Origin of the sequence: Microcoleus sp. S13_C3 (assembly GCF_036700905.1) — a bacterium.
Lineage (GTDB): Bacteria > Cyanobacteriota > Cyanobacteriia > Cyanobacteriales > Microcoleaceae > Microcoleus.
Genome location: NZ_JAUBPT010000055.1, coordinates 1 through 24,090, shown reverse-complemented (window position 1 = coordinate 24,090; position 24,090 = coordinate 1). Strand labels below are relative to the sequence as shown.

Genomic DNA, 24,090 nt, shown 5'->3' with positions numbered 1-24,090 from the left:
ATTGCTCAGATCCTTTTATACTTTTTGATTGCCGATATTGTAGCGTGTGTTCGGATGTTCTAAGTTGTTGGCGCGGATCTAGTTTTAACTCTCCTGTTTCTTGAAACAATGAGTGGGGCGTTGCTCCTAGCCCGCCCCAAAAACTAAAATTAAATGCCGTAACAGCTTACTTCGGTTCGTGACTCGCAATCCGCTTGCCTTCGCCATCGTACACCTGCATAGGGATTTTGGCATTTTCGGCGATCGCCTCCAAAGCTTTTTGCAACGTTTGAACGTGCTTTTCTACAGCTTGGCGAGTCTTCACAGCATTGTTGTTGTTTGCTTGGATGAAAGTTTCTTGCAGTTTCTGCACGTAACCTGGAGTCATCTGCACCGCAATCAAATCTTTGCTAACAGTATAGTCGCAAATCTTGGGGTTGCCTTTGCAAGTTCTATCTAAATCCGTGCGGGCTTTTTGCAGGTTCCTTTCTTCCTGCAACTTTACTTCTGCTTGCTGCAATGAAGTTTTGTAGGAAGCGATCAGCGGTTTGGCTTTCGGAGAATAGGCAGTTGCCGCCGGCACTTGCTCAGCGTAACTCAAAGCTCTTCGCCAGGATTCAGATGCTTTAAACCAGGCGTTTTTGCCCTCAAAAATTCGAGCTTCCGCTGCTAAAGTCACAGCTTGAGTATAGGCATTTTCCGAAATTCCTTCGACATTTTTGCGCTCGCGAGCTTCTGAAAGTTTGGTTTCGTATTTGGGAACTAGCAGTTTAGCTTGTTGGTAAGATGTCGTGTTCGTGGGAATTTCTGATAGGATTTCGAGGGATTCTTCCCAACCTGATTGCACTTGATCCCAAGTCTCGGCAGTAGTCGCTACTGCTTCGCGAGCTTCTGCTATTTGGGCTGTATTTTTGGCCGCGAGCAGGGTTTTTTCCGCTTTTTTCTCTGTGCTTAACTGCCGATTTCCTGTTGCTACATTCTTCCGGTATTCTTTTGACTTTTTCTGAGCAAATGGATAAACAGGGCTGTCTGGGGGGATTTCTCCGAGTTCGGCGATCGCACTTTGCCACAGAGCTTGCGCTTCCTGCCCGTCCTCGGCAGAATAAGGCGGATTTTGGGTTTTCTGGGCTGCTGACTGTGCGAGGCGCGCTGCATCGATCGCAGAGTTTAAATTCTGATTTTGCGAACGGTAGTTTTCCAGAGCGCTTTGAGCTTCACCGCGATGAATTGACCATGAGGGAATCGGTTCCAAAAGGGCGATCGCCTGTTTTAACTGTCGCTGCGCTTCTTGGGGGCTGTTGGCAACTTTTGACGTTTTCAGCGTCTTGGTTGAATTCTCGCTCAACTGTTTGGCATTAGCTAATGCACTACATCCTCCGATGACGCAGGGCCGGCTCAGCATATAATAACCGCCTGCCAAAACTAGCGCGGCGACACTGACCATTCCTGCTGCCGCCAGCATCGCAAATGGTGAATGCTTGGGTTTTTGGGCAACTGTTACCACTTCCATATCCAGCGGATTGAAGGGATTGTCTGCAATATCTGCCGGGATTGCAGCTACCTTAAAGGCGATCGGCTCGGAATTGCTGGAACTCTCAGACAAATTGGGGAAATATTCTTCATCCCACGCATCTTTCCCATCCGTTTCTAACGGTATCTCCTCCTCTACATCCGCCGTCTGGGCTACATTTTCTGTTAATACTATCCCGGTTTCTTCTGCGGGGGGATTCTCGGTTTTTTTGAACAACAGCACTGTTTTTGGTCTTGACAAAACAGGCTGGTGCATGGTAAAAGAATGGAAAGCATAAGGCTGTTTTTGCCCGGTAATTTTTAGGCAAAGTCCAATCTGTTGAATAGATGCTGGTTCTATTTCGAGAATTGCTGCTTCTAGCACCGCAAAAGTCGGTTTGGCTTTGAGAACTAAACTGCGCGGGTGTTCTCCCACAACCGTTAAAGATTCATCTCGAAAATCACAACTAATATAAAGCGGTAAGTTTTTAAATCCGGCTGCTTGCAAGTGTTGCTGCAATTTTACTTCCAGAATTTGTGCGTTGCTTTGTCGCGTTGCTGCTGTCATATTTTTTCCTCTCTCTGATATCACCACTTTCGATTTTAGATTTTGAATTTTAGATTTTAGGTTGCAGAACAGTCGGGATTTGTGATTTGTTTGAACTTGGGCACCGATTCCTTCCAAATCTTAACTCTTAAAATTCAAGTTGCAACAAAATCTTAACTCTCAAATCTCAGCTTGCAAAGCCTGTCCATAACTTTCGCTGTAATAAACTTGAGTCACGTCAAAACGTCCGCCATATTGTTTCAAAGGTGCTGCTGCATAACCAAGCGGCAGCAAACAGCAAACATCTACTTCTTCGGGAATTTGAAAGGCTTCTTTCACCTTAGCGCTGACAAAACCTTCCATCGGACAACTGTCAACCCCAAAGCTTTTAGCTGCAATCATTAAGTGGGCTACTGCGAGCATTGTATGTCTGTTTGTCCAAGCTTCTAGGGAGTCGAAGCAGGGACGGTTCTCGAACAATTGCGGGATTGCTTGTCGCATATAACCGGCTAAATTGTCATTCATTGCGCCTGTGGTTTTGCCCAAGTCGATGACGGCTTCGGTGTTTTCGGGCCTGGCGGCGCGCCGATCGCCACAACAGATTAATACTATTGGGGCTTCTACCACTTGGCGCTGATCGAAGGCGCAAGCTTTTAATTTTTCCTTGCTGGCTGCGTTTTGAAGTACGATAAACCGCCAAGGCTGCAAGTTGTAACCAGAGGGCGATCGCACTCCCAATCGCAAAATCTCTGCCAATATTGCTGGGGGAATCGGATCGGGTTGGAAACTGCGCGCGGCCCGCCGGCTTTCGATCGCCGTTTTAACATTAATTGAAGGTTGGATTTCAATTGTCATGGATAATTGGTAATTGGTAATTGGGCATTGGGCATTGGGCATTGGGCATTGGGCATTGGGCATTGGGCATTCGGAATTGGGCATTGGGCATCGGGCATCGGGCATTGGGCATTGTTATTTGTTATTTGTCCGATGTTATTTGTGAGTGGCTACCAATAACTAATAACTAATGACTAATGACTAATGACTAATGACTGCTGACTTACCCCAAGCCCAACTCGCGCTTGAGCAAATTAATCGACTTAGATCCGATGTAATTTTCGGAGCATATCAGTTGCGGGGGACGAATAATATCTTCTCTAGCCGCATTGATGGCAGCTTTAACTGTAGCAAAACTCGGTTGGTCGCAAAAAATTGTTCTGGCCGATCGCACGATCGAGTTAATCTTGTACTCGTCTGACACCAAGGCCGTCATCACCAGCAAATCCTCTCCCCGGATGCTGTGGATGATGACTTCGGTCGATCGTAGCATTCCCGGACTCAGGCTAACGAGACCCAAATAACTGTCTTTCGGCAAACCCCCGACTAACTGGATTTCCTGGCTGTAGTCGTAGATGTCTACGGGAATCACTCGCACCGAACGAGGTGCCGAAATCGATTCTGCTTCTCCGATAAAATATCGACTCGTGATCACAGTTCCCGAAGAGATTTGATCCAAAAAAGTACCTAGCTGTTCCATCGCCACTAACTGTATGGGAATGCGGAGAGCTTGTTCGAGTTCTTTCGCCATCAGTTCACCCACGCCGATGTCTTCTGTGGGGGCTGTAACGACCACGCGGGCGCTGCACCTGAGCCGCCAGTCAATTTCGGCCAAAAATAATTCCCTCGCTTGGTTGAGCGTACAGCCCTGTCCCAGCAGTTGATCGATACTTCCTTGCACTATTTTGTTGGCAAGGGGATATTCTTCGAGGATCGGAGATTTGAGTTTGTTGCCGTGTTCGTTGCCTTGAGCACGGACGTAAATGCCCGATCCTGCTTGGGCTTCTACGAGTCCGGTATTTTCGAGCTGGCGGTATACTTTGCTGATGGTGTTGCGGTGCAAACCCGTCTGCATGGCTAGCTGTCTGGTGCTGGGCAAGCGGTGTCCGGGCGGAAATTGTCGCGAGGCGATCGCAAACCTGATTTGATTGAATAGTTGGGTGGATGCTGGAATATCGCTATCGGTTTGAATATGAAATTGAACCATTATTAAAGGCTCCGACGACTTCAACTTAGTATTTTTATAAGGTCGAGTACCGCGCCTCGGATTGCTGCGATATCTCTGTCTATAGCATAATCTTATTTGGCTGCTCTGCTGCAGCCGTTCTGCCGAGCGGGCTATTCACCAAACAGTGGACAAGACTAGACAGCTAGTTCATACACTGGACAAATAGCCAGCCTAAGTACCTTGAATACTACGTTTTGAGGGTGATGACACCTACAGGTGCTTTCCAGCTTGTAGCTCTGTCGTTAGAGATTAAACAGATGTATTTGGTTAAGTCAGTGTCTCTAACCCAACAAGCCATCAAAACATGGGCGAGGAAAACATAACCTGAGCAATCAGAGGACAAAATGTCTAACTTTGTATTCGTTTTAGACACCAACAAACAACCACTTGATCCAGTAGCACCAGGACAAGCAAGACGATTGTTAAAACTAGCCCAAGCTGCTGTGTATCTCCGTTACCCCTTCACAATTATTCTGAAATATGCGGTTGCTCACCCAAAAACGCAACCCACTCAATTAAAAATTGACCCAGGTTCTAAAACTACTGGGTTGGCTTTAGTACAGGGCGATAAAGTTATCTGGGGTGCTGAGTTGACCCATCGCGGGCAACAAATTAAAGATGACTTAGAGTCACGTCGCGCCATTCGTCGCAATCGTCGTAAGCGAAAAACTCGTTACCGCAAACCACGTTTTCTGAACCGGACAAGAGCGCCTGGATGGTTGCCACCAAGCTTAGAATCCAGGGTGAAAAACATCGTGACTTGGGTCAACCGCATCCGTCGATATGTCCCAATCACAGGCATATCCCAAGAGTTAGTCCTGTTTGACCTACTCGCAATGCAGAATCCTGAAATATCCGGCAAGGAGTATCAGCAAGGGGAACTTGCGGGCTATGAAGTCAGAGAATACTTGCTTGAGAAGTGGGGGAGAAAATGTGCCTATTGCGGTGTTGAAAACCTACCTTTTGAGGTAGAACATATCCACCCAAAATCAAAAGGGGGAAGCGATCGCGTTTCCAATCTTACCCTTGCCTGTCGTGGGTGCAACCAAGCCAAAGGCAATCAAGATATTCGGGATTTCTTGTCCAAAAAGCCTGACATCCTGTCCCGTATTTTGAAACAGGCCTCACAACCTTTGAAAGATGCGACTGCTGTGAATTCAACCCGCTGGGCATTGTTCCAACAACTTAAACAAACAGGATTGCCAATAGAAGTTTCAACAGGAGGTAGAACAAAGTACAACCGCACTCGTTTAGGACTACCTAAAACTCATTGGCTGGATGCAGCTTGTGTAGGAAACGTAGAAGTGCTGCAAGTTTTCACGAAGCAACCGTTGTTAATTGCAGCTAAAGGATGGGGCAGCCGTCAAATGTGTACAACCAATAAATACGGATTTCCTGTCAAGCACAGAACACGGTGCAAAACGTTTTTTGGGTTTGGGACAGGTGACATGGTAAGTGCGATTCTTCCCTCTGGGAAGTTTGCAGGCACTCACGTCGGCAGGCTGACGGTTAGAGAAAGCGGAGTTTTTGAAATGAGAACGCCACTCGGCAAGGTTAGCCCAGTGCGTCATAAATACTGTAAATCAATCCACCGCAACGATGGGTATATGTATGCGTTTTCCACAAATGTCCAATGAATCAGCGATTAGAGGCGTAGCGATCGCACCTTCGAGGCGATCGATCGCAGCCTCCGGCATTTCCTCAACAATCAGGTAGTTTCAAGTCTTAGTTTTATTTACTCTGCAATTTTGAGATCGCTTGCTGTTTTTCTACCCGTCAGCAAATAAGTTTGCATTGGCCCTTTACCTTTAATCTCGATCTCGCCGCGATCTTCAAATTCATATTTATCCTGCAGTAAGTCATAAGTATAGTGGCTGACTTGAATGCGGCCTGTTATGCCGTGAGATTCCATACGGCTGGCTGTATTTACCGCATTTCCCCACAAATCGTAAATAAATTTTTTAGTGCCGATTACCCCTGCTACCACCGGGCCGCTATTAATCCCGATGCGGAGGTCAAATTTCGCGTCTAGCTTCACATTTAATTTCTCAATTGCTACTAGCATATCCAGCGCCATTTCGGCGATCGCCTCTGCGTGGTCGGGGCGTTCAATGGGAATACCTGCTGCTACCATGTAAGCGTCCCCGATCGTCTTGATTTTTTCTAAGCGGTGCTTCTCACTCAGTTGGTCAAAAGCTGAGAAAATTTCATTCAGTAAGTATACTAATTTAGTGGCGGACATGGTAGTAGAAATTTGGGTAAAATTTACCAAATCAGCAAAAAGAATTGTTGCTCTTTCAAACTTGTCTGCAATCACCCCCGGTTCGTGCTTCAACCGATCGACGATCGCTCCGGGCAAAATATTTAGCAGTAAACCGTCAGTTTTTTTCTGTTCTTTCTTGAGTGCAGCTTCCATCTTCTTGCGCTTAGAAATGTTGTGAAAAAACACAGAAAGGCCGTCGTGACTAGGAAAAATCCGGACTTCCAACCACACTTTTAAGGGAAGATAATATTTTTCAAAACTCACTCCAACTTGTTTCGCTACCGCTGCATGATACTCTTCATAAAAATCAGAACTCACTAATTCGGGAAACTCTTCCCAAATATTTTTACCATAAATTTCTTCCGGCGATCGCTGCAAAAATTGCCCTGCTTTGTAATTGACGTAAGTAAATCGCCACTGGGTGTCTAAAGCAAAAAAAGCATCGCTCATTCCTTCTAAAAAATTGACAATTTGCTCGTCTGTAGAACGGAGTTTTGCTTCTACTTGTTTGGTCTTTATCTGGGCGCGCTTTAATTTAGTTATATTTATTCGCAACTCCATTTGGGTAATAATTTGCCTTCCTAAAGTCCGCAGCGCTTCTAGCTGTTCTGGGGTGAGATTACGAGGAACTGTATCTATCGCGCACAAAGTGCCGATTGGATAACCGTCAGGAGTTACTAGCGGGGCTCCAGCATAAAACCGAATATTGGGATCGGAAGTTACTAGCGGATTGCCGACAAAGCGATCGTCATCTAGAGCATTGGGTACAACTAGCAATTCGTTGGGATTTAAAATAGCGTGGGCGCAAAAAGCTAACTCTCTCGGAGTTTCGGGCGCTTCCAGACCAACTTTTGATTTAAACCACTGTCGGTTAGAATCTATTAAGCTTACTAAAGCAATCGGAGTGCCACAAATATAAGATGCTAAAGCTGTTAGGTCATCAAAAGCTGCTTCGGCTTCTGTGTCGAGAATGTTGTAGCGGTGAAGTGCTTCTAGCCTCTCTTCTTCGTTGCTGGGCAAAGGTGCAGCTTGCATCGGCGGCCGCGAGGATATAGGTTTACGAACACTGCGTGGAAGTATTATTGCTGCGAATTTTCTGACTTGCGAGATCACTTTTTTAACTAATATCAAAAGACTTGTTGGCCAACCTTTATTCATCTTTATTTATTTTTTTTCACCCCTGATGGAACTGCGTATGTGCGATATCATTGGTGTCAACTTAAGCCTGAAACCCCTGATCAATGTCGCTTTTAGGTAAAGTCTAGATCCCCCTAAATCCCCCTGATTGTTGGGGAGTAGGGGTTGACTTTGAGAAGACTCCTGTCCCCCCCTTATTAAGGGGGGCGCCAGGGTGATCTAGCCTTAATAGTCAAACATCAGTCTATAACTGGGTTTGACGTTAAGTTGACACCAATGGTGCGATCGAACTAGGCTCTACTTACGTATTTACCGCAACTAACTCCTCAATCTCCGGAGCTTTTGTGGGCAATTTCCCTGTCAATACTTCTCTACCCTCATCGATGACAAGTATATCATCTTCTATGCGTATTCCCCGCACATCGGCAAATTTTTCCAACTCCTCCCAGTTAACAAAATCTTCATAGTGAGCGCGGTTTTCTGGGTTATTTAAGATTGCCGGAACTTGATAAAATCCCGGTTCGATCGATACCAGCATTCCCGGACGCAAAACTCGATTCAGCCGCAAAAATCCCAACCCAAACCGACTGCTTCTTGTTCTTCCTTCTTCATAGCCAGCCAAATCTCCTAAATCTTCCATATCGTGAACATCCAAACCAATTAAATGTCCGATTCCATGTACAAAAAACAGCGCGTGAGCATCCATTTCTACCAAATCTTCAACATTGCCCCGCAAAATACCTAAATCAACCAATCCTTCCGCCATAATCCGAGCAGCTAACAGGTGAATATCTTGATATTCCACCCCCGGACTAATGTAATCAATACAAGCATCGTGTGCTGCCAAAACTACATCATAAATCGCTCTTTGAGTCGGAGAAAACTTGCCAGAAACCGGCCAAGTGCGAGTCACATCAGCCGCCCATCCCGTTGATGTTTCTGCACCGACATCTGCTAACAGCAAATCTCCGGTTTGTAGGGGATTGTGATAATGTTCGCTGTGCAGCACTTCTCCATGCACAGTCACGATACTAGGATAGGCATAGGTCATGTTTTCGGAGATGATGACACTTTCCATTGCAGCGCGCACCCCTGCTTCAATTTGAGCATTTCGGGTTGCCGCCATGCCCGCTTTGTGAGCTTCTACAGTGACAGCGGCAGCTTGACGCGATTCGACCAAACTGGCTGCATCGTGGCTCAGGCGCAGAGATATGATGGCCTTGGTTAATTCTAGGTCGATTCCGGTTGGGGATTTGGGCGGCGCCAGAGGGCGAGCGAGAATTTGAGACTGTTGCAACTGAGTCCAAGAATCCTGAACGGCTATTGTTGCTGCATTTGTAGATCGCGCTTTCAATTCGGCCATTGGAAAAGCAGCATCAGCCCCAATTAGTTCGGCAATTTCTGCTCTTTTCGGCATTTCTCCGTGCCAAAGTGTGCTGCTAGCAGGTGCGTCATCTAAGAACAATTCTAATTTGCCCGATTCTAAGCGAATGGCAGCATTTTCTAAGGGCAAACCAGCAAAATATAGAAAGTGACTGCTGGCACGAAAGGGATAAGTAAGTGCCGGATAATTGCGAGGAATGCTGCGCCCCGACCATAAAATTACCGGAAAATTAATTAAACTGGCCAGTTTTTGCCGCCGTTGGTGTAGAGTATTAGTTAACAAATCATCACCTTGTGTAATTGTCATGGGTAAAAACCTATAATTTTGAGTTGGGTTTGCAGTCAGCCACAAGTTTTTGCATTCTCAGCATTAAAGCACTAAAATTCTGACTGCCAACTTGGCAGCCATTTTTGAGAAAATTCTCATCGGTCACTTCTTTTTTGCTAGCATTTATAGGCTGTCTTTTTTATAGTCTTGGTCGTCATCGCCCGGATGATTTGGTTAAGCAGTAAGCCCGATCCCCAGTCAGTAAAAACAGGCTGAAACGGCTACTCCGCAGGCAATTAGCAGAAATGTCACAACCCCCGCAATTAGTCAAATTCCTGGGTCTGGTTTTTGTTGATTGGGTGACGTGAGCGAGATCCTCTATTGACTGTTTGATATATGAGACTTTAAAGTATAAGTAAAATTAACAGAAAAAACATGAAAATTTCTCATAAAGCTCCTCAAACTTCTGTGCAAGTACGCGACTGGCCGATAGCACATTTACCGGGATTGAGCAAGGAAAACCAATCTCAACTGGAAGAGTGCAGCATCACCACAACCGGACAACTAATTCGCCTGACGAAAACGCAGGCGGCGAAAGTGTTGCTAGCCAATCAATTACAGATTAACATTCAATATGTTAATAAATGGGTAGCGATGGCAAATTTGGCTCGAATTCCAAGTGTAGGGTGTCAGTATTGCGGGCTGTTACTGCACGCTGGCGTTGCTTCGCCGGCTCAATTGGCTCAAATGCCCGTCGAGAGATTGCACCAACAAATTTTAAGGCTGCACGTAGCGACAATGCAGCGCAATGACTTGACTCCTTCAGTCGATCGCGTGCAAAAATGGGTTCAACAAGCTAGATTAGTCAGTAGTCATTAGTCAGTTGTCAGTTGTTAGTTGTCAGTTGTTAGTTGTTATTAGCCAACAGTCAACAGTCAACAGTCAACAGTCATTAGTCAGTTGTTATTAGTCAACAGTCAACAGTCAACAGTCAACAGTCAACACTCATTATTATGTCAATTAAAGTTTACGGAATCCCGAACTGCGGAACCTGCAAAAAAGCTTTCCAGTGGCTCAAAGATAGCGATGTTAATTACGAGTTCATTGACACAAAAGAACAGCCGCCGACTCGCGAAACAATCCAAAGCTGGGTAGCTGCTTTGGGTTTTCAACCCATGCGAAATACTTCAGGTCAATCCTACCGCGCTTTGGGCGACGACAAGAATAATTGGACTAGCGAAGATTGGGTAGAGGCTTTTGCTAAGGATGCGATGCTGCTGAAACGTCCTCTTTTCGTTAAAGATGGAACGGCTGTTTTAGTAGGCTTTAGAGAGACACCAGATGTGATGCGAGAAAAGTTGGGAATTTAGAAGGGCCCTTATGGGCGCACCTTACGGCTACGAATAAATGCAGATGAAAGAAAATTACTAATCTCAGGACTTTTTTCGTTTCATAAATTTCCTCTCGCCCACATCATCACTGAAGCCCCACCGTTCATAAAATGGTATCATCTTCGGCAAACAGTGAAGTCCTAATGTTTCAACAGCTTGCAATTTAGGATGATTTACAACTGCATCCATCAACTTCACACCTAGTCCCATCTTGCGGTGCGTTGGGTTGACGATGACATCACAAATTGTTGCTCTGTACACAAAATCGGTGATAACGCGAGTAAAAGCAATTAGCCGATCGCTCTCATCGACAAAACCAATGATAACATCAGTCGCCGCCAGCATTTTCACAACATCCTCCCGCGTCCGCTTGTCGCTCCAAAACTCGTTTTTGTACAAATCCATCAAGTCGGAAACCTGGCTTTCGGTCAAAGTTTCGACAATTCGGTACTTATCCATTTGAGCGGTCATACTCTACTTTACCGTAATCTAGTTTAATTGCGCGATCGGCAATATCAAAATAGCGATCGTCGTGACTAATCACAAACACCGTTTTCCCCCGCCGCTTCAACTCTGGTAGCAACTGCTTGTAAAAAATATCGCGGAAAAACGGATCTTGATCCGAAGCCCATTCATCAAACAAATAAATCGGTCTATCTTCCAAATACGCCGTCAGCAAAGCCAGCCGCTTTCGCTGTCCCTGAGACAAAGCCGTAGTTGACAAAACTCCATCTTTCACCTGAACTTTATTTTCCAAATGAAACTCTCGCAAATATTCAGCAGCCTGCTTGTCCAAATCGTGATTAGTCATCCCCAAAAGCCTTTCAAACAGATAGAAATCCGAAAAAATCGCCGAAAAATTCTGCCTGTAGCACTCACGATTCTCATCAGTAATTGGCTGGCCATCTAGGAGAATTTTTCCCGATTCAGGAATGTACAAACCAGTGATTAACTTAGCTAAAGTAGACTTGCCGCTGCCATTTCCGCCAATTATAAACACCAATTGACCCGGATGAAACTTCAAATTCAGCTCGCCCAAACTAAAATTGCTGTCTTCTTTTTCTCCCGGATAGCTGTGAATTATTCGATTTAACTCCAGCGTCTCCCACTCAGCAGTTTGAAACGGTTTAACCGCTGAATTTATCTCAGCTTGACTTGCCAAGGCCAATCCCATCCTCTCTATCTTTTCGACAGAAGTATTAGCACGAAAAATCGCCGGCAACCTTTGCAAAATATTGTTAAACGGAGACATCAAATAGGTACTTGTCAGAATGTAAGCTGACAAAACCGGAGTTGAAACCGGCACAAATTTCGGCAAAGCAAACAGCAGCAAACCCATCAGCATAAAAAATAGCAACTGACCCACTCCAATCGCAACTGCACCAGTATTCAAAGCAGTCACGTTATAATCGCGGGAAGCATCAGCACTCACCTGCAATTCTTCCGTAAAAAACTCTTGGCGACGCAAGGAATGCAGTTTAAGTTCCTTAATTCCATCAGTAATACTGCGAAAATGCTTAAATAATATATCTTGTTCTTCTCTGGCTAAATCGAAGAATTTCCGCATTTTGCTCAGCAACAACTGCACCGTGCCAATCATCAGCACCAGAAAACCAAATACAACAACAAAAACCGTCCCAGAAATCGTGCTTAAATAAGTTAAGCAGCCCACGACAACGGCGATATCAACACAAAGAAAAGGAATTAAAAATATAGTATTAGAAAGCGTTCCCACATCATCTGTGAGAGTTGCCAGCAAGCGGTTAGCGCCCAACTCTTCCAAATTCCGCAAAGGAGTAGACAAAATGCCACGGCTCAAACTCAGACGCAGATTGTAAACAGCTTCTTGAGAGAGATAAATTAACAAAAATTGGGATACAAAGCCACTCAAAAGAGCCAAGATTGCTAATCCCGAAAAATACCAGACTAAATTACCATTGGAATTGTCGCTGATTGCACGATTAATTAGGGAAATTAACATAGCGCTGCAACCGCCGCTGATTAAGCCTGTGAGTATGGCAATGGAAACATTTAACCAAGAAGCCTTTAACAGTAACCAAATTACATTCATCTAATTTTACTCTTAATTTAAATTTGGAAACTCACGTGCAAACCAACGAAATCCCCGACTTCTTGGTAACAATCTCGATTACTACTGAATAAATTTGATTCAGCAGTCGAGTCTCTTGATATTCGCATCCCCCAATAGCATTAATTTTCTTCTTGTACTTCCGTTTCCTGGGTTTCAAATACAACCAGCTCATAAATATCGAGCATCGACATTTGCACTTCCACTGAAGCGAAGGAAACTATTGCTGATTCTCCCTCATATTCCCGAAACAACCATTCATTTGATTCGGTTTTAATATATTGTGCGACTAAAAACTCAGATTGATTGACTAACACATATTCACGGAATTCAGGGATAGATCGATAAAACCGAAACTTATCCTCTCGATCAAAATCCTTGGTAGACTTAGAAAGCACTTCCACAATCAGCACAGGATTGAGTATTTCATCTTTCCGTCCCTCTGTGCAAACTAATTCTCCTTCAACTACCATCACATCTGGATAAGTCCCGCGTCGATACCGAGGAATCCACAACCGCAAATCGCTCATAAATGGTCTGGCATTCTTTCCCCGCAAAGCAGATTTTAAGAACGCATAAATATTACCGATTATCTGGCTATGATTAATACTACCACCCGTCATTTGTACAATTTCTCCATTGCGGTATTCATTTCTAAACTCAGCAGTTTCCTCTAACTCCCGGTACTCATCTGGAGTATAAAACTTTGCCTTACTTTGTACTAACATTGTTGCCTCTGTACTAACTTTTATCTGCGTTAATCTGCGTTAATCTGCCTACATCTGCGGTTAAAAATCATAATTAACAGTATATCACAACAAAAAAGAAACGCCCAACTTCAAAGAGTCAGGCGCTTTCCACTATTTCAAAACCCGGAAAAATTAATCCCGGCGAGACACCAAATTCGATTCAATTTTCGCACCCACAACAGGTTGCACATGACTCAATGCCGCCTGCAACATGGGAGTTTTGGTGATAGCATCATTAGCCAAATTAAACAAAGGGTTAGACAAAATTCCCGCCAATGTTGTCGCCACCAAAGTGAGTACAACGCTGACTTGCAAAGGCCGCATTCCCTGAAGGTTCCAGCGAATTTCGGGATAATTTTTTACCGCGTCTGACATTTCTTGAGGTTCTTTTACTACCATCATCTTGACAACGCGGATGTAGTAGTAAATCGAAACTACGCTGGTAATTAATCCCAGAATAACTAAGCCGTAAAGTCCTGCTTGCCAGCCGGCCCAGAACAGATAGATTTTGCCGAAAAATCCAGCCAGGGGCGGAATTCCACCGAGAGAAAGCAGGCAAATACTTAAGGCTAAAGTTAACAGCGGGTCTTTTTGGTACAAACCTGAGTATTCGCTAATTTGGTCGGTTCCAGTCCGCAGCGAGAACAGGATGATGCAGGCGAAAGCACCCAAGTTCATAAACAGGTAAACCAACATATAAAATATCATGCTGGAGTAACCGGCTTCTGTTCCTGCAATCAAACCCAGCATTACAAAACCGGCTTGGGCGATCGACGAATAAGCCAAAAGCCGCTTCATGCTAGTCTGGGCGAGGGCAACCACATTTCCCAACACCATGCTGAGAATGGCTAAGGCCGTGAACACGAACTGCCACTGTTCGATAAGTGCGGGGAAAGCAGTTGTTAACAAGCGGATTGCTAGGGCAAAACCTGCTGCTTTGGAACCGACAGAAAGAAAGGCAACAACGGGTGTAGGAGAACCTTCGTAAACGTCAGGAGTCCACTGGTGGAAGGGAACCGCAGAGATTTTGAAGGCGATTCCGGCGATCGCAAAAACCAAAGCAATCACCAAACCGAGAGATTGACCTTCATTCACCGTAGAAAGGTTAGCCGCGATCGCACTCAGCTTAGTTTCGCCACCAGACAAGCCGTACAGCAGCGAAAGCCCGTAGAGAAACACCGCCGAAGAAGACGACCCAATTAACAAATATTTCAAAGCAGCTTCATTGGAACGCGGGTCGCGTTTTGTGTAACCCGTCAGCAAATAAGACGAGATACTCAGAGTTTCCAACGAAATAAAAATCATCACCAATTCATCAGCGCCGCTGAGGAACATTCCCCCCAAAGTAGCGGTTAGCAAAATGCCGATAAATTCCGCTAAAGCAGTACCCGTTTGCAGTACATAGCGGACGGATATCAAAATAGTGACAGCCGTACTCAAAGCGATAATTCCGCGAAACACTAAACTCAAGGCATCGCTGTTAAAACCGCCCAGAAACGAGATGGTATCCGTGTTATCCCACTGCAAACACAAGGCAGCGACGGCGGCCAACAAACCCGCAACGGCAACGTAGGGAGTCCAAGCCGAGGAACTGCGGCCTACGATTAAATCGCCGACGAGAACCACCAAGAGGGTGATGATGACAATTCCCTCTGGCAAGATAGTTCCAGCATTTAGCTGGGCAGCAAGAGTAGCAAAATCCATATTTTCAGGCAGGTTGGGTAGTACAAGCCGCAAAGGCTGTAAAGGGCTGTGAACTTGTAAAAATTCTTTACCAAACACAGATTGTAGCGGATTACAGCTTCGCGATCCCACTTGGGCGGGTGTTTGTTGCCGGAGAGTGGATACTCGGTAGCGGTTTTGCATACATGGGCGGGCATTGCAGAGATTGCCGCCTGATGCCACATCCGACGAGAGTCGCGATCGACCATAACTGCCACAATGTAGAAAGTTAAACCAGTAATGTGGCATAACCGAAAGCATCCAGGATACAAGCCCCCGGATTCATTCCTTCGGAGACTCAGGACCCAGAAATAAAAAACCTGTATCCGATAAAGGAGCCCCCGAATTTATCTCGCGCAAGTCAATTCTAAAATCTAAAATCTAAAATCTAAAATCTAAAATCGATTGACTGACTCGCTAAGTGCCGAAAAACGGCAGATTCTCAATGACTTCAACAACCGCCCCGACTAGGAAAATGAATTTCACAAACAAGCTGCAACTCGGTTAGTAGAATTGGTCAAAGTGCGATCAAGCCAGCTTGTTCTAGATATTGCCACCGGAACAGGTTTAGCGGCGATTGTCGACGATGCACTTAGGTCGATCGGGTTCCAGAAAATATCAGTCGCCTTTTCTACACCAGGAATGCTATAGCTAGTATGTATAAACTACTCAATTACATCTGTATATTTATTATTACCTGCTGGCTGCTGTTTGCTTGTCAGTCTTCGCAACCTTTAAAAGTAAAACGTCCTCCCCTAAAAGTATCTTGTGTTCCTTTTGTTGGCTATACACCTCTCATCATTGCTCAAGAGAAAGGATTCTTCAAAGCGCAAGGGGTAGACGTGGAACTCAGCTATATAGAGTACTCACAATTGCTTTTCGCGGATTTCAGTGCAGGGAAGTATGATGCGATCGCATTGACCTTGGGCGATTTTGTGATTTTGAGTGCCACAGATCCTGATATGCAAGCTGTGATGGTTGTGGATGAATCGACAGGGGCAGATGTGGTAGTCGCGCAATCAGAGATTAAAACAATCCCTAACTTGAAAGGAAAAAAGCTTGGTGCAAATCTAGGCGACTTTAGCGAGTTTTTCGTTACTGAGATGTTGAAAACCTCTAAGCTGACAAGCGATGATGTTAGACTGGTTAAAGTCGAGGCTTTTGAAGTTTCCAATCGCTTACAAAACAATGCTATCCAAGCAGGACACACTTGGGAACCGTATCTTTCTGAAGCATTAAAATTAGGGGCGCATGTCCTGTTTACAAGCAAACAAACCCCAGGCTTAATTTTGGATTTGGTAGCGTTTCGGGGCGAGGTGATACGCGATCGCCCCGAAGATATTCGCGCCTTTGTGCGAGGCTGGCTTCAAGGCTTGTCATATTGGGAAACAAATATTCCCGAAGGAAACGAGATCGTGAGCAAAGCGTTGAATATTCCCCTCAATACAATTTATTTTGAGGGAATAGACCTCACTGACCTTGCAGAAAATCAAAAGCTTTTTCAATCAGACAGTCCTAATTATATCTATAAAACCGCCAAAAAATATGCGGACTTTTTTATTCGCGCTGGCAATGTTACGCGCCTTCCCAATTTAGAAACCTTGTTCAATTCTTCTTTCTTAGCCCCCCATCCTAGTCTGAAACCATGAAGCGATACTTTTTCAACAGCATCTTTATTATTATTACCTGCTGGCTGCTGTTTGCTTGTCATTCTACGGAATCTCTAAAAGTAAAACGTCCTCCCCTGAAAGTAAGTTTTATCTCTTTTGTTGGCCATAGACCTGGCATCATTGCTCAAGAGAAAGGATTCTTCAAAGCGCAAGGGATAGACGTGGAACTCAGCTATGTAGACTACTTACAATTGCAACAAGCAGATTTCAGTGCAGGGAAGTATGATGGGATCGGATTAACCTTGGGAGATTTTATGATCTTGAGTGCCACAAATCCTGATATCCAAGCTGTGATGGTTGTGGATGAATCGACAGGTGCAGATGTGGTAGTCGCGCAATCAAACATTAAAACAATTCTTAACTTGAAAGGAAAAAAGGTTGGTGCAAATCTAGGCGGCTTTAGCGAAGTCTTCGTTACTGAGATGTTGAAAATCTCTAAGCTGACGAGCGATGATGTTAGGCTGGTTAAAGTTGATGGTTTAGAAGTTCCCCAGCGCTTAAAAAACAATGCTATCCAAGCAGGGCACACTTGGGAACCGCATCTTTCTGAATCATTACAATTAGGGGCAAAAATTTTGTTTACAAGCAAACAAACCCCCGGCTTAATTTTGGATTTGATCGCGTTTCGGGGTGAGGCGATACGCGATCGCCCCGAAGATATTCGCGCCTTTGTGCGAGGCTGGTTTCAAGCCTTGTCATATTGGGAAGCCAATATTCCCGAAGGAAACGCGATCGTTAGCAAAGCGTTAAATATTCCCAGCAATACAATCTCTTTCGAGGGAATAGACCTCACTGACTTTGCCGAAAATCAAAAGCTTTTTCAATCAGACAGTCCTAATTATATCTACAAAACCGCCAAGAAATATGCGGACTTTTTTATTCGCGCTGGCAATGTGACGCGCCTTCCCAATCTAGAGACTTTGTTCAATTCTTCTTTCTTAACCCCCCCTCCTAGTCTCAAACCATGAAGCGATCCTTTTTCAACAGCATTCGTACAAAGTTAATCGTGTCTTTTCTGCTCGTTGCTCTAATTCCGTTGCTGTTGTTAGCATTTATCAACAAGCAGACAACTCAAAAGGCATTGACCGACAACGCACGACAAGCCCTATATGCACAGGCTAACCAAACCGCTAACAGAATAGATGGGTTTATCGATGCGAATCTCAATGCCGTGCGCGTAGAAGCGATTTTACCAGGTTTGGCTGCCTATCTGGGCCTACCTCCAGAACGGCGAGATGATAGTCCCGAAGAGATGTTAGCGACTGAAACCTTAACCAGGCTCAGTCGCAAAGATATGCTTAATATTATCTCCTATGCCTTGCTCAACTTAAAGGGACGGAATGTACTCGATACAAATACACCGGATGTTGGACGAGATGAATCCGGTCAAGATTACTTCCAAGAACCGCTCAAAACTCAACTATCTTTTGTTTCTAGTATTAGACAATCGCCGACAATTCCCAACCTCGTTACGCTCTTCTTTAGCAGTCCTGTTCGCGATGCGAAGGGAAATATATTGGGTGTATTGCGCGTGACATACAATGCCACATCTGTCCAGCAGTTGGTGAGTCGGAAAACTGAACGTGCAGGTGCGAAATCGTTAGCCGTTCTTTTAGATGAGAACTATATCCATCTGGCACATAGCACTACACCGGAACTCCTTTTCAAATCAATTGTACCTTTGTCACCCAATGTTGTAGTGAAACTGCAACGCGAAGGGCGTTTGCCTAAAAATATAACGGAAGAACTTGCAATCAATTTGCCCGACCTCAAGCAGGCTTTAGACACTAAACAGCCTTATCTAATCACACGATTGACAGCTACGGGTAATAATGAGTTAAGCCTCTTAGCGATCGCCCGCCTGCAATATCAACCTTGGTCAGTTCTTTTCGCACAACCCATTGCCGTTGCCCTAGCACCTGTAGAAAAACAAATACAGGATGCACTTCTTTTATTAGCAATCATCGCCACAATTGTAACTATCATCGCTTTGGCGATCGCACAACTATTAACCAAGCCTCTGATTTACCTCACCCAAGCGGTTGCCCAGTTTACGGCGGGTCACTTAGATATGCGTGTGAAGATGGGATCGCGAGACGAAATTGGTCTGCTAGCACGATCCTTCAACAGCATGGCGAGGCAAATTCAAGAATCATTTGAAACCCTCGAAGACAAAGTTAAAGAACGAACATCAGAACTCGCTAATGCTAATCAGGAAATCATTACCCTCAACGAAAAACTCAAAGTAGACAACCTCCGTTTAGGTGCAGAAGTGAATGTGGCGCGTCAGATCCAGCAAATGATTTTGCCTAACCCTGAAGAACTCGAAATTGACGGACTAGATATCGCCGGATACATGGAACCCGCCGATGAAGTAGGAGGGGACTACTACGACGTGCTACAGATCGATGGTGTTGTCACGCTGGCGATCGGTGATGTCACCGGACATGGCCTGGAAAGCGGCATTCTGATGCTGATGGCGCAAACCTCAGTTCGCACCCTGCAAGAGATTCGTGGACTAGATCCAGTTCGATTCCTGGATGTACTCAACCGTACCCTCTACAAAAACGTGCAGCGCATGAATTCTGAGAAAAGTCTGACGCTGGCGATTTTGAACTACTCCGAAGGACGGATCAGCATCAGCGGTCAGCATGAAGAAACGCTAGTGGTGCGAAAAAATGGAGATGTTGAGCGCATCGACACGATGGAGTTAGGCTTCCCGATCGCTTTAGATGATGATATCGCAGACTTCATCAGTCACATCCTGATTGAGCTAGAACCTGGAGATGGCGTGGTGCTATATACTGATGGCATTCCAGAAGCCTATAACATCCGCAAAAAGCAGTATGGACTGAAGCAATTGTGTGAAGTGATTAGTCAAAATTGGCACAAGTCGGCAGCAGAAGTTAAGGATGCGGTGATTGTAGATGTGCGGCAACATATAGGTAAGCAGAAAGTGTTTGATGATATTACGTTGCTAGTCTTTAAGCGGCAGGCTGACGCTACTGCAAAGGGAAATTTAGTTAATAATATCATTTCCGAAAAATAACTGCTACAATGAAGAAAAAACTTTGAGAAATACTTTATGAAAGTAAACTACAAACAAAGAATTGATTTAACAGCAGACGAGTTAAAAATAATTATGTCCGATCAGCGAACTCTACCTAATAAACAAAAAATCAGGCACTTTATTGGTTAAAAACAGGAGCGATTCAAAGCCTTACAGATGTAGCTGAACGTTTAGGTGTACATAGAATTACTGTACACAGATGGTTAAAACAATATAGTGCTGGCGGTCTGTCAGAACTGTTAGAAATACGGCAAGCAACTGGTAGATCCAGAGTAATTCCTTCGGCGGTAATAGCCGGAATCTCAGAAAAATTAAGTGAAGATTCCTGTGATTTTAAGACTTATAAAGAAATTGGTCAATGGGTAGAAGAGAACTATCAACTCTCAGTCAAATATCAAACATTACACAAGCAAGTACACTATCGCAGGAAAGCCAACTTAAAGCAACCAAAGCCTGTGAGTAACGAAAAAGCTCAGGAGCCAGCCATCGAGTTTAAACAAACTTCAAAAAACTTAGTCAAAAACGATTGAAAGGAATAAAATTACAGCTTTTAAAATAAAATTTATAGGTCAAGTAAAAGGGGATTTCAAAGCTTATTATTTAGAGAGCTATAGCAATCATCGCATCATTTGTTAATTTCTTACTCGCTCCCCTTGATAAGGGAAGAGTTGGGCTGGGGTAAAAAAATTACGACTGATTTAGTATTGCTATATTAGCCTTAATCTATCTTACGTTTTTTTAGGTGGAGCTACTTAGAAGATGGTTTGGGAACTGCAACGGTGGTAACACGGACATTCGGATCGAGGGCGTCACCTTGAGAGTAAATATAATCAAATGCCGATCGATCTTTAAGCATATTTGCCCGCAAAAACAGGGCGCTCCAACGGGCGATCGTTTCAATACCCACGGCTCGCTCTAAGGTAGCAGTATTGCGATCGGGCATCGCACCCGCAGGGTTATTAACATCGGTAATGCCGAAGTGATTTGCACCCATAACCGTAATCAAAGCTTTGGGTGGTGTTTGAATTTGGTCAAAGGTGCTTTGAGATCGATCGGGCAGGGCGACACCATCGATAGATCCTTGAATCAACGCCACTGCAATGCCATCATTAGCGATGGGTACAAATTCATTAGCAATGGGATTCCGCAAGTTAGCTCCAAAAAATGCAGCCGCTAATAGTTCTTTCGGGCGCGTAAATGGCTCTTGACACAAATACAATTCTGGGAGACATTTATTAGCAATCACTGATAACCCCACTGCACCACCAAAAGAATGACCCAATAAACCAAGGCGCTGCGTATCGATAACAGACGCGATCGGGGATGTGGGCTTTGTGTTTTCGATCGCCATTTGAGACAAAACCGCCGCAATTTGCGAAGTTTCCGACGCCAAATTAGGCGGTGAAGTGGGATTGAAGGGCGAAGGGCGCAAATGATTCGGAACAACTACCACAAAGCCGTACCGCGCCACATGGCTAGCGTAATCTGAATAAAATGATTTATCTACAAGCACACCTTGCAATAACAGTACAATGGGGAAAGAGTAATTACCCAAATTAAGATCGGATGGTTTAGGATAATAAATGTCAGCTAAATCGTTATTGGCAGATATAGTCGTACTGTAAAAGCTAGTTTCTTTAAATGGCGGTGCATAATCGATTGTTGTGGCAAAGACTTTTCCCCCAAGGACAACCAACGCAGCAATTACACAAACAATTGCTAGGGTTTTTACTGAAAAAAGATCGGGGTTTAAATTTATCATTATTTTTGGTTTGAGAGTGCGTGCATAAGCTACTAAAAAAAAGCAAGTTGGCGACTTGCCATTAAGGGAAATTTGTGTAAAAATTGCAAATCAAAGGATATCAGGTCCCCTCGATCGCAATTTTTGTAGGGGCGGGTTCACCCACAATACCTGCCAATAATTGACAATCTCAAAAACCCGCCCCGACCGGGATATTATGGTTAATCGATCGGACATGATATGACTCCTAAATAAACACGATTCACGATTTTACACCCTTTTTGACTACTTTTATTTTAGCGTGGCTTATAACCCAACCAAATCTTCTTTATAAAAACGTTTTTTAGAGTAGTGAATCGGAATTTCGATTGCCAATGTCGCCCCTTGAGCCGGTATCGAAAGACAACTCAGTTGCCCCCCGTGGTCGTCCACTACAATAGCATAGCCAATCGATAACCCCAAACCCTTTCCTTGGCCCACTTTCTTCGTTGTAAAAAATGGCTCAAATATGCGTTGTTGAATATCTTCGGTTATGCCCGGGCCGTTATCAGTAATATAAATACCCACTTGACAGTTCGAGAGTAACTTCGTGCAAATAGTAATAGTAGGGATTGGGCTGGTATCATCTACATCATTTGCCAAACATTTTTGGGATTGCAACGCCTCAATCGCATTAGTCAGGACATTCATAAAAACCTGATTAATTTGCCCTGCGTAGCATTCTATCTTTGGCATATCTTCATACTCTTTTACCACTTTAATTATCGTTTGGTCTGCTTCATCTTTCAGCCGATGCTGCAAAATCATCAGCGTACTTTCAAGCCCTTCATGGATATCTACCACTTTTAACTCAGCTTCATCGAGCCGGGAAAAATTCCGCAGCGATCGGACTATTTCTTCGATCCGATCAGCTCCTATTCTCATAGAAGCAATTAACTTCGGCAAGTCATTGCTCAGAAAAGCGAGATCCATCGCCTCCAGTTGATCCTGGATAGCTGTTGTGGGATTGGGAAAATCTTCTTCGTAGAGTTGCACCAGCTTCAGCAAATCTTGAGTGTACTCCGTTACGGGAGAGAGGTTCCCTTTAATGAAGCTAATCGGATTGTTAATTTCGTGAGCTACCCCCGCTACGACATTCCCTAAACTTGACATTTTTTCGCTTTGGATGAGTTGAGCTTGTGCATTTTGTAACTGTTGTAGAGCCAGCTCTAGTTGTAGAGATTTCTCTCGCTCTTTAGCCTCGGACTCCTGCAATCGCACATTTTGCTCGTGCAATTTTTTTTGCAAACGCTGAATAGTTAGTTGATTTTCGACACGAGCTAAAACTTCTTCTAAATGAAAGGGCTTGGTGATGTAATCTACTCCTCCAACAGCAAATGCTGTGACTTTATCCAACACTTGATCTAGGGCGCTCAAGAAAATAACTGGAATACCCGAAGTTCGGCAATCCGCTTTTAAATGTTGGCAAACTTCGTAGCCGTTCATCTGGGGCATCGTGATGTCGAGCAAAATCAAATCTGGTGGGGTAGAACGCGCTGCTTTTAATGCCATTTCCCCATTTATTACGCCCCGAACTTTATATCCTTTGTCGCTCAACATAGTGGATAAAAGACGCAGGTTGTCTGGGGTATCGTCTACCACTAAAAGATTGGTAAAATGAGATTCTAATTGCTGGCTGTTCATGGAATCATTTATTCAGTTAAGTTAGTAATTTTATCAAAACGAAAGTTGTTAGCCCAATCAGCGATGGTCTCCGCAAAAGAAGTATTAGATTGGGGGATTGCGGCGACCAAATTTAAAATCAGCTCTGCATCAGCATCGATAGCTGCTTGATGTAACTGTATCACCCACTCCGCAGGCATTGTCCCCAAAGTTGTCCTTAAATTTTCAGTTTTTTCCCCTTCTTTTACACTCAAGCCTTGACCCTCAAGCTGAGATAATGTAAAGTTCGGTAAATCTTCATAGATATACTGTACCCCTAAATGTTCAGCCATTTTGGCAAAAATAACTTCTTCTTGGAAAGGCTTGCTCACAAAATCGTCACAGCCTGATGATAAAACCATGGCTCGCTCTTCCTCAAAAGCGCTAGCGGTCAACGCAACAATCGAGGTAGCCTCATCTTGAATCTTGGCTTTAATTTGTCTGGTGGCCTCATACCCGTCTATCACAGGCATTTGCATATCCATCCAAATTAGGTGGGGTTTCCAAGTTTCCCAGATTCTAATAGCTTCTTGACCATTTACTGCTTCGCGCACCTCCCAGCCAAGCGGTTCGAGAAGATGAACCAATAGCAAACGACTCTCCCATTTATCATCAACCACCAAGATGCGATATGAGGGTTGGTTGGGTTCTAAACCAATTACCCGCCTTCTTGATTGTCGAGGTTGAATTTCAGCCATCTCAGGGGAGCTAATTTGGATATTAAAACTAAAAATCTAGGACTTACGCATTGACAAAATAACCAAACAGTGTATTGATAAATAATTGTCGTCTCCTTTCTAAGTATGGAA

Annotated in this window: 20 protein-coding genes; 8 read left to right on the top strand and 12 right to left on the bottom strand. The window is 44.4% G+C overall.

Annotation, left to right across the window (positions count from 1 at the left end):
* Positions 1-166: 166 nt before the first annotated feature.
* Complete coding sequence (locus tag QUA16_RS16645) at positions 167-2,056, bottom strand: hypothetical protein (protein WP_333104360.1); 1,890 nt, start codon at positions 2,054-2,056, stop codon at positions 167-169.
* Positions 2,057-2,215: 159 nt separating this feature from the next.
* Positions 2,216-2,890, bottom strand: coding sequence for a nitroreductase family protein (locus QUA16_RS16640; RefSeq protein ID WP_333104359.1), 675 nt, complete (start codon positions 2,888-2,890; stop codon positions 2,216-2,218).
* Between the two features lie 6 nt (positions 2,891-2,896).
* Between QUA16_RS16640 and QUA16_RS16635 the strand changes: the two genes are divergently transcribed.
* Entirely contained in the window at positions 2,897-3,049 is a 153-nt protein-coding gene (locus QUA16_RS16635; RefSeq protein WP_333104357.1) for a hypothetical protein, read from the top strand.
* 43 nt (positions 3,050-3,092) lie between these two features.
* Here the strand turns inward: QUA16_RS16635 and QUA16_RS16630 are convergent, their stop codons facing one another.
* On the bottom strand, positions 3,093-4,076 hold the full coding sequence (locus QUA16_RS16630; protein WP_333104356.1) for a GntR family transcriptional regulator: 984 nt from the start codon (positions 4,074-4,076) through the stop codon (positions 3,093-3,095).
* Positions 4,077-4,441: 365 nt separating this feature from the next.
* Here QUA16_RS16630 and iscB point away from each other — a divergent pair, with 365 nt between their 5' ends.
* Positions 4,442-5,734, top strand: coding sequence for an RNA-guided endonuclease IscB (iscB, locus tag QUA16_RS16625; RefSeq protein WP_333104355.1), 1,293 nt, complete (start codon positions 4,442-4,444; stop codon positions 5,732-5,734).
* Between the two features lie 98 nt (positions 5,735-5,832).
* On the opposite strand, the gene QUA16_RS16620 is transcribed toward iscB, so the two are convergent.
* Positions 5,833-7,395, bottom strand: coding sequence for an adenylate/guanylate cyclase domain-containing protein (locus QUA16_RS16620; RefSeq protein ID WP_333104354.1), 1,563 nt, complete (start codon positions 7,393-7,395; stop codon positions 5,833-5,835).
* Positions 7,396-7,798: 403 nt separating this feature from the next.
* Positions 7,799-9,187 carry an aminopeptidase P family protein gene (locus QUA16_RS16615; protein WP_333104352.1) on the bottom strand — a complete coding sequence of 463 codons (1,389 nt, stop codon included), beginning with the start codon at positions 9,185-9,187 and terminating at the stop codon, positions 7,799-7,801.
* Between the two features lie 396 nt (positions 9,188-9,583).
* Between QUA16_RS16615 and QUA16_RS16610 the strand changes: the two genes are divergently transcribed.
* Both QUA16_RS16610 and QUA16_RS16605 read left to right on the top strand, forming a co-directional pair.
* Positions 9,584-10,027 (top strand): DUF4332 domain-containing protein, encoded by a 444-nt coding sequence (locus QUA16_RS16610; RefSeq protein ID WP_333104350.1) that lies wholly within the window; start codon positions 9,584-9,586, stop codon positions 10,025-10,027.
* 134 nt (positions 10,028-10,161) lie between these two features.
* A complete protein-coding gene (locus QUA16_RS16605; RefSeq protein ID WP_333104349.1) occupies positions 10,162-10,518 on the top strand; it encodes a Spx/MgsR family RNA polymerase-binding regulatory protein in 357 nt (118 codons plus the stop codon).
* 63 nt (positions 10,519-10,581) lie between these two features.
* On the opposite strand, the gene QUA16_RS16600 is transcribed toward QUA16_RS16605, so the two are convergent.
* From QUA16_RS16600 to QUA16_RS16585, 4 genes are all read right to left on the bottom strand, one after another.
* The gene (locus tag QUA16_RS16600; RefSeq protein ID WP_333104348.1) at positions 10,582-11,010 is read right to left on the bottom strand and encodes a GNAT family N-acetyltransferase; all 429 of its coding nucleotides are present in this window, start codon (positions 11,008-11,010) and stop codon (positions 10,582-10,584) included.
* Positions 10,991-12,610, bottom strand: a complete 1,620-nt coding sequence (locus QUA16_RS16595; protein ID WP_333104347.1) for a cyclic peptide export ABC transporter — start codon at positions 12,608-12,610, stop codon at positions 10,991-10,993. The genes QUA16_RS16600 and QUA16_RS16595 overlap by 20 nt, the downstream gene beginning before the upstream one ends.
* A gap of 140 nt (positions 12,611-12,750) precedes the next feature.
* Positions 12,751-13,356, bottom strand: a complete 606-nt coding sequence (locus QUA16_RS16590; RefSeq protein ID WP_333104346.1) for a Uma2 family endonuclease — start codon at positions 13,354-13,356, stop codon at positions 12,751-12,753.
* 153 nt (positions 13,357-13,509) lie between these two features.
* Entirely contained in the window at positions 13,510-15,081 is a 1,572-nt protein-coding gene (locus QUA16_RS16585; RefSeq protein ID WP_333104390.1) for an NAD(P)H-quinone oxidoreductase subunit N, read from the bottom strand.
* A gap of 674 nt (positions 15,082-15,755) precedes the next feature.
* On the opposite strand from QUA16_RS16585, the gene QUA16_RS16580 reads away from it, so the two are divergent.
* From QUA16_RS16580 to QUA16_RS16565, 4 genes are all read left to right on the top strand, one after another.
* A complete protein-coding gene (locus QUA16_RS16580; protein ID WP_333104345.1) occupies positions 15,756-16,748 on the top strand; it encodes an ABC transporter substrate-binding protein in 993 nt (330 codons plus the stop codon).
* A complete protein-coding gene (locus tag QUA16_RS16575) occupies positions 16,745-17,737 on the top strand; it encodes an ABC transporter substrate-binding protein (protein WP_333104344.1) in 993 nt (330 codons plus the stop codon). The genes QUA16_RS16580 and QUA16_RS16575 overlap by 4 nt, the downstream gene beginning before the upstream one ends.
* Positions 17,734-19,818, top strand: coding sequence for a SpoIIE family protein phosphatase (locus QUA16_RS16570; protein WP_333104343.1), 2,085 nt, complete (start codon positions 17,734-17,736; stop codon positions 19,816-19,818). Before QUA16_RS16575 ends, QUA16_RS16570 begins: the two co-directional genes overlap by 4 nt.
* 161 nt (positions 19,819-19,979) lie before the next feature.
* Entirely contained in the window at positions 19,980-20,369 is a 390-nt protein-coding gene (locus QUA16_RS16565; protein ID WP_333104389.1) for a helix-turn-helix domain-containing protein, read from the top strand.
* A 218-nt stretch (positions 20,370-20,587) separates the two neighbouring features.
* Here the strand turns inward: QUA16_RS16565 and QUA16_RS16560 are convergent, their stop codons facing one another.
* The 3 genes from QUA16_RS16560 to QUA16_RS16550 all read right to left on the bottom strand — a co-directional run bounded on the left by QUA16_RS16560 (position 20,588) and on the right by QUA16_RS16550 (position 23,901).
* Positions 20,588-21,601 (bottom strand): poly(ethylene terephthalate) hydrolase family protein, encoded by a 1,014-nt coding sequence (locus QUA16_RS16560; protein ID WP_333104342.1) that lies wholly within the window; start codon positions 21,599-21,601, stop codon positions 20,588-20,590.
* Between the two features lie 285 nt (positions 21,602-21,886).
* Positions 21,887-23,263: a response regulator gene (locus QUA16_RS16555; RefSeq protein ID WP_333104341.1), complete on the bottom strand. Its 1,377-nt coding sequence runs from the start codon at positions 23,261-23,263 to the stop codon at positions 21,887-21,889.
* A gap of 8 nt (positions 23,264-23,271) precedes the next feature.
* Complete coding sequence (locus tag QUA16_RS16550; protein ID WP_333104388.1) at positions 23,272-23,901, bottom strand: response regulator; 630 nt, start codon at positions 23,899-23,901, stop codon at positions 23,272-23,274.
* Between the last annotated feature and the right edge of the window lie 189 nt (positions 23,902-24,090).

Coding starts and splice junctions, on each gene's coding strand:
- QUA16_RS16560 (WP_333104342.1), bottom strand. CDS start 21,601: ATGATAAATTTAAACCCCGATCTTTTTTCAGTAAAAACCCTAGCAATT.
- QUA16_RS16645 (WP_333104360.1), bottom strand. CDS start 2,056: ATGACAGCAGCAACGCGACAAAGCAACGCACAAATTCTGGAAGTAAAA.
- QUA16_RS16630 (WP_333104356.1), bottom strand. CDS start 4,076: ATGGTTCAATTTCATATTCAAACCGATAGCGATATTCCAGCATCCACC.
- QUA16_RS16615 (WP_333104352.1), bottom strand. CDS start 9,187: ATGACAATTACACAAGGTGATGATTTGTTAACTAATACTCTACACCAA.
- QUA16_RS16600 (WP_333104348.1), bottom strand. CDS start 11,010: ATGACCGCTCAAATGGATAAGTACCGAATTGTCGAAACTTTGACCGAA.
- iscB (WP_333104355.1), top strand. CDS start 4,442: ATGTCTAACTTTGTATTCGTTTTAGACACCAACAAACAACCACTTGAT.
- QUA16_RS16605 (WP_333104349.1), top strand. CDS start 10,162: ATGTCAATTAAAGTTTACGGAATCCCGAACTGCGGAACCTGCAAAAAA.
- QUA16_RS16555 (WP_333104341.1), bottom strand. CDS start 23,263: ATGAACAGCCAGCAATTAGAATCTCATTTTACCAATCTTTTAGTGGTA.
- QUA16_RS16620 (WP_333104354.1), bottom strand. CDS start 7,395: ATGCAAGCTGCACCTTTGCCCAGCAACGAAGAAGAGAGGCTAGAAGCA.
- QUA16_RS16585 (WP_333104390.1), bottom strand. CDS start 15,081: ATGGATTTTGCTACTCTTGCTGCCCAGCTAAATGCTGGAACTATCTTG.
- QUA16_RS16590 (WP_333104346.1), bottom strand. CDS start 13,356: ATGTTAGTACAAAGTAAGGCAAAGTTTTATACTCCAGATGAGTACCGG.
- QUA16_RS16580 (WP_333104345.1), top strand. CDS start 15,756: ATGTATAAACTACTCAATTACATCTGTATATTTATTATTACCTGCTGG.
- QUA16_RS16610 (WP_333104350.1), top strand. CDS start 9,584: ATGAAAATTTCTCATAAAGCTCCTCAAACTTCTGTGCAAGTACGCGAC.
- QUA16_RS16575 (WP_333104344.1), top strand. CDS start 16,745: ATGAAGCGATACTTTTTCAACAGCATCTTTATTATTATTACCTGCTGG.
- QUA16_RS16570 (WP_333104343.1), top strand. CDS start 17,734: ATGAAGCGATCCTTTTTCAACAGCATTCGTACAAAGTTAATCGTGTCT.
- QUA16_RS16595 (WP_333104347.1), bottom strand. CDS start 12,610: ATGAATGTAATTTGGTTACTGTTAAAGGCTTCTTGGTTAAATGTTTCC.
- QUA16_RS16640 (WP_333104359.1), bottom strand. CDS start 2,890: ATGACAATTGAAATCCAACCTTCAATTAATGTTAAAACGGCGATCGAA.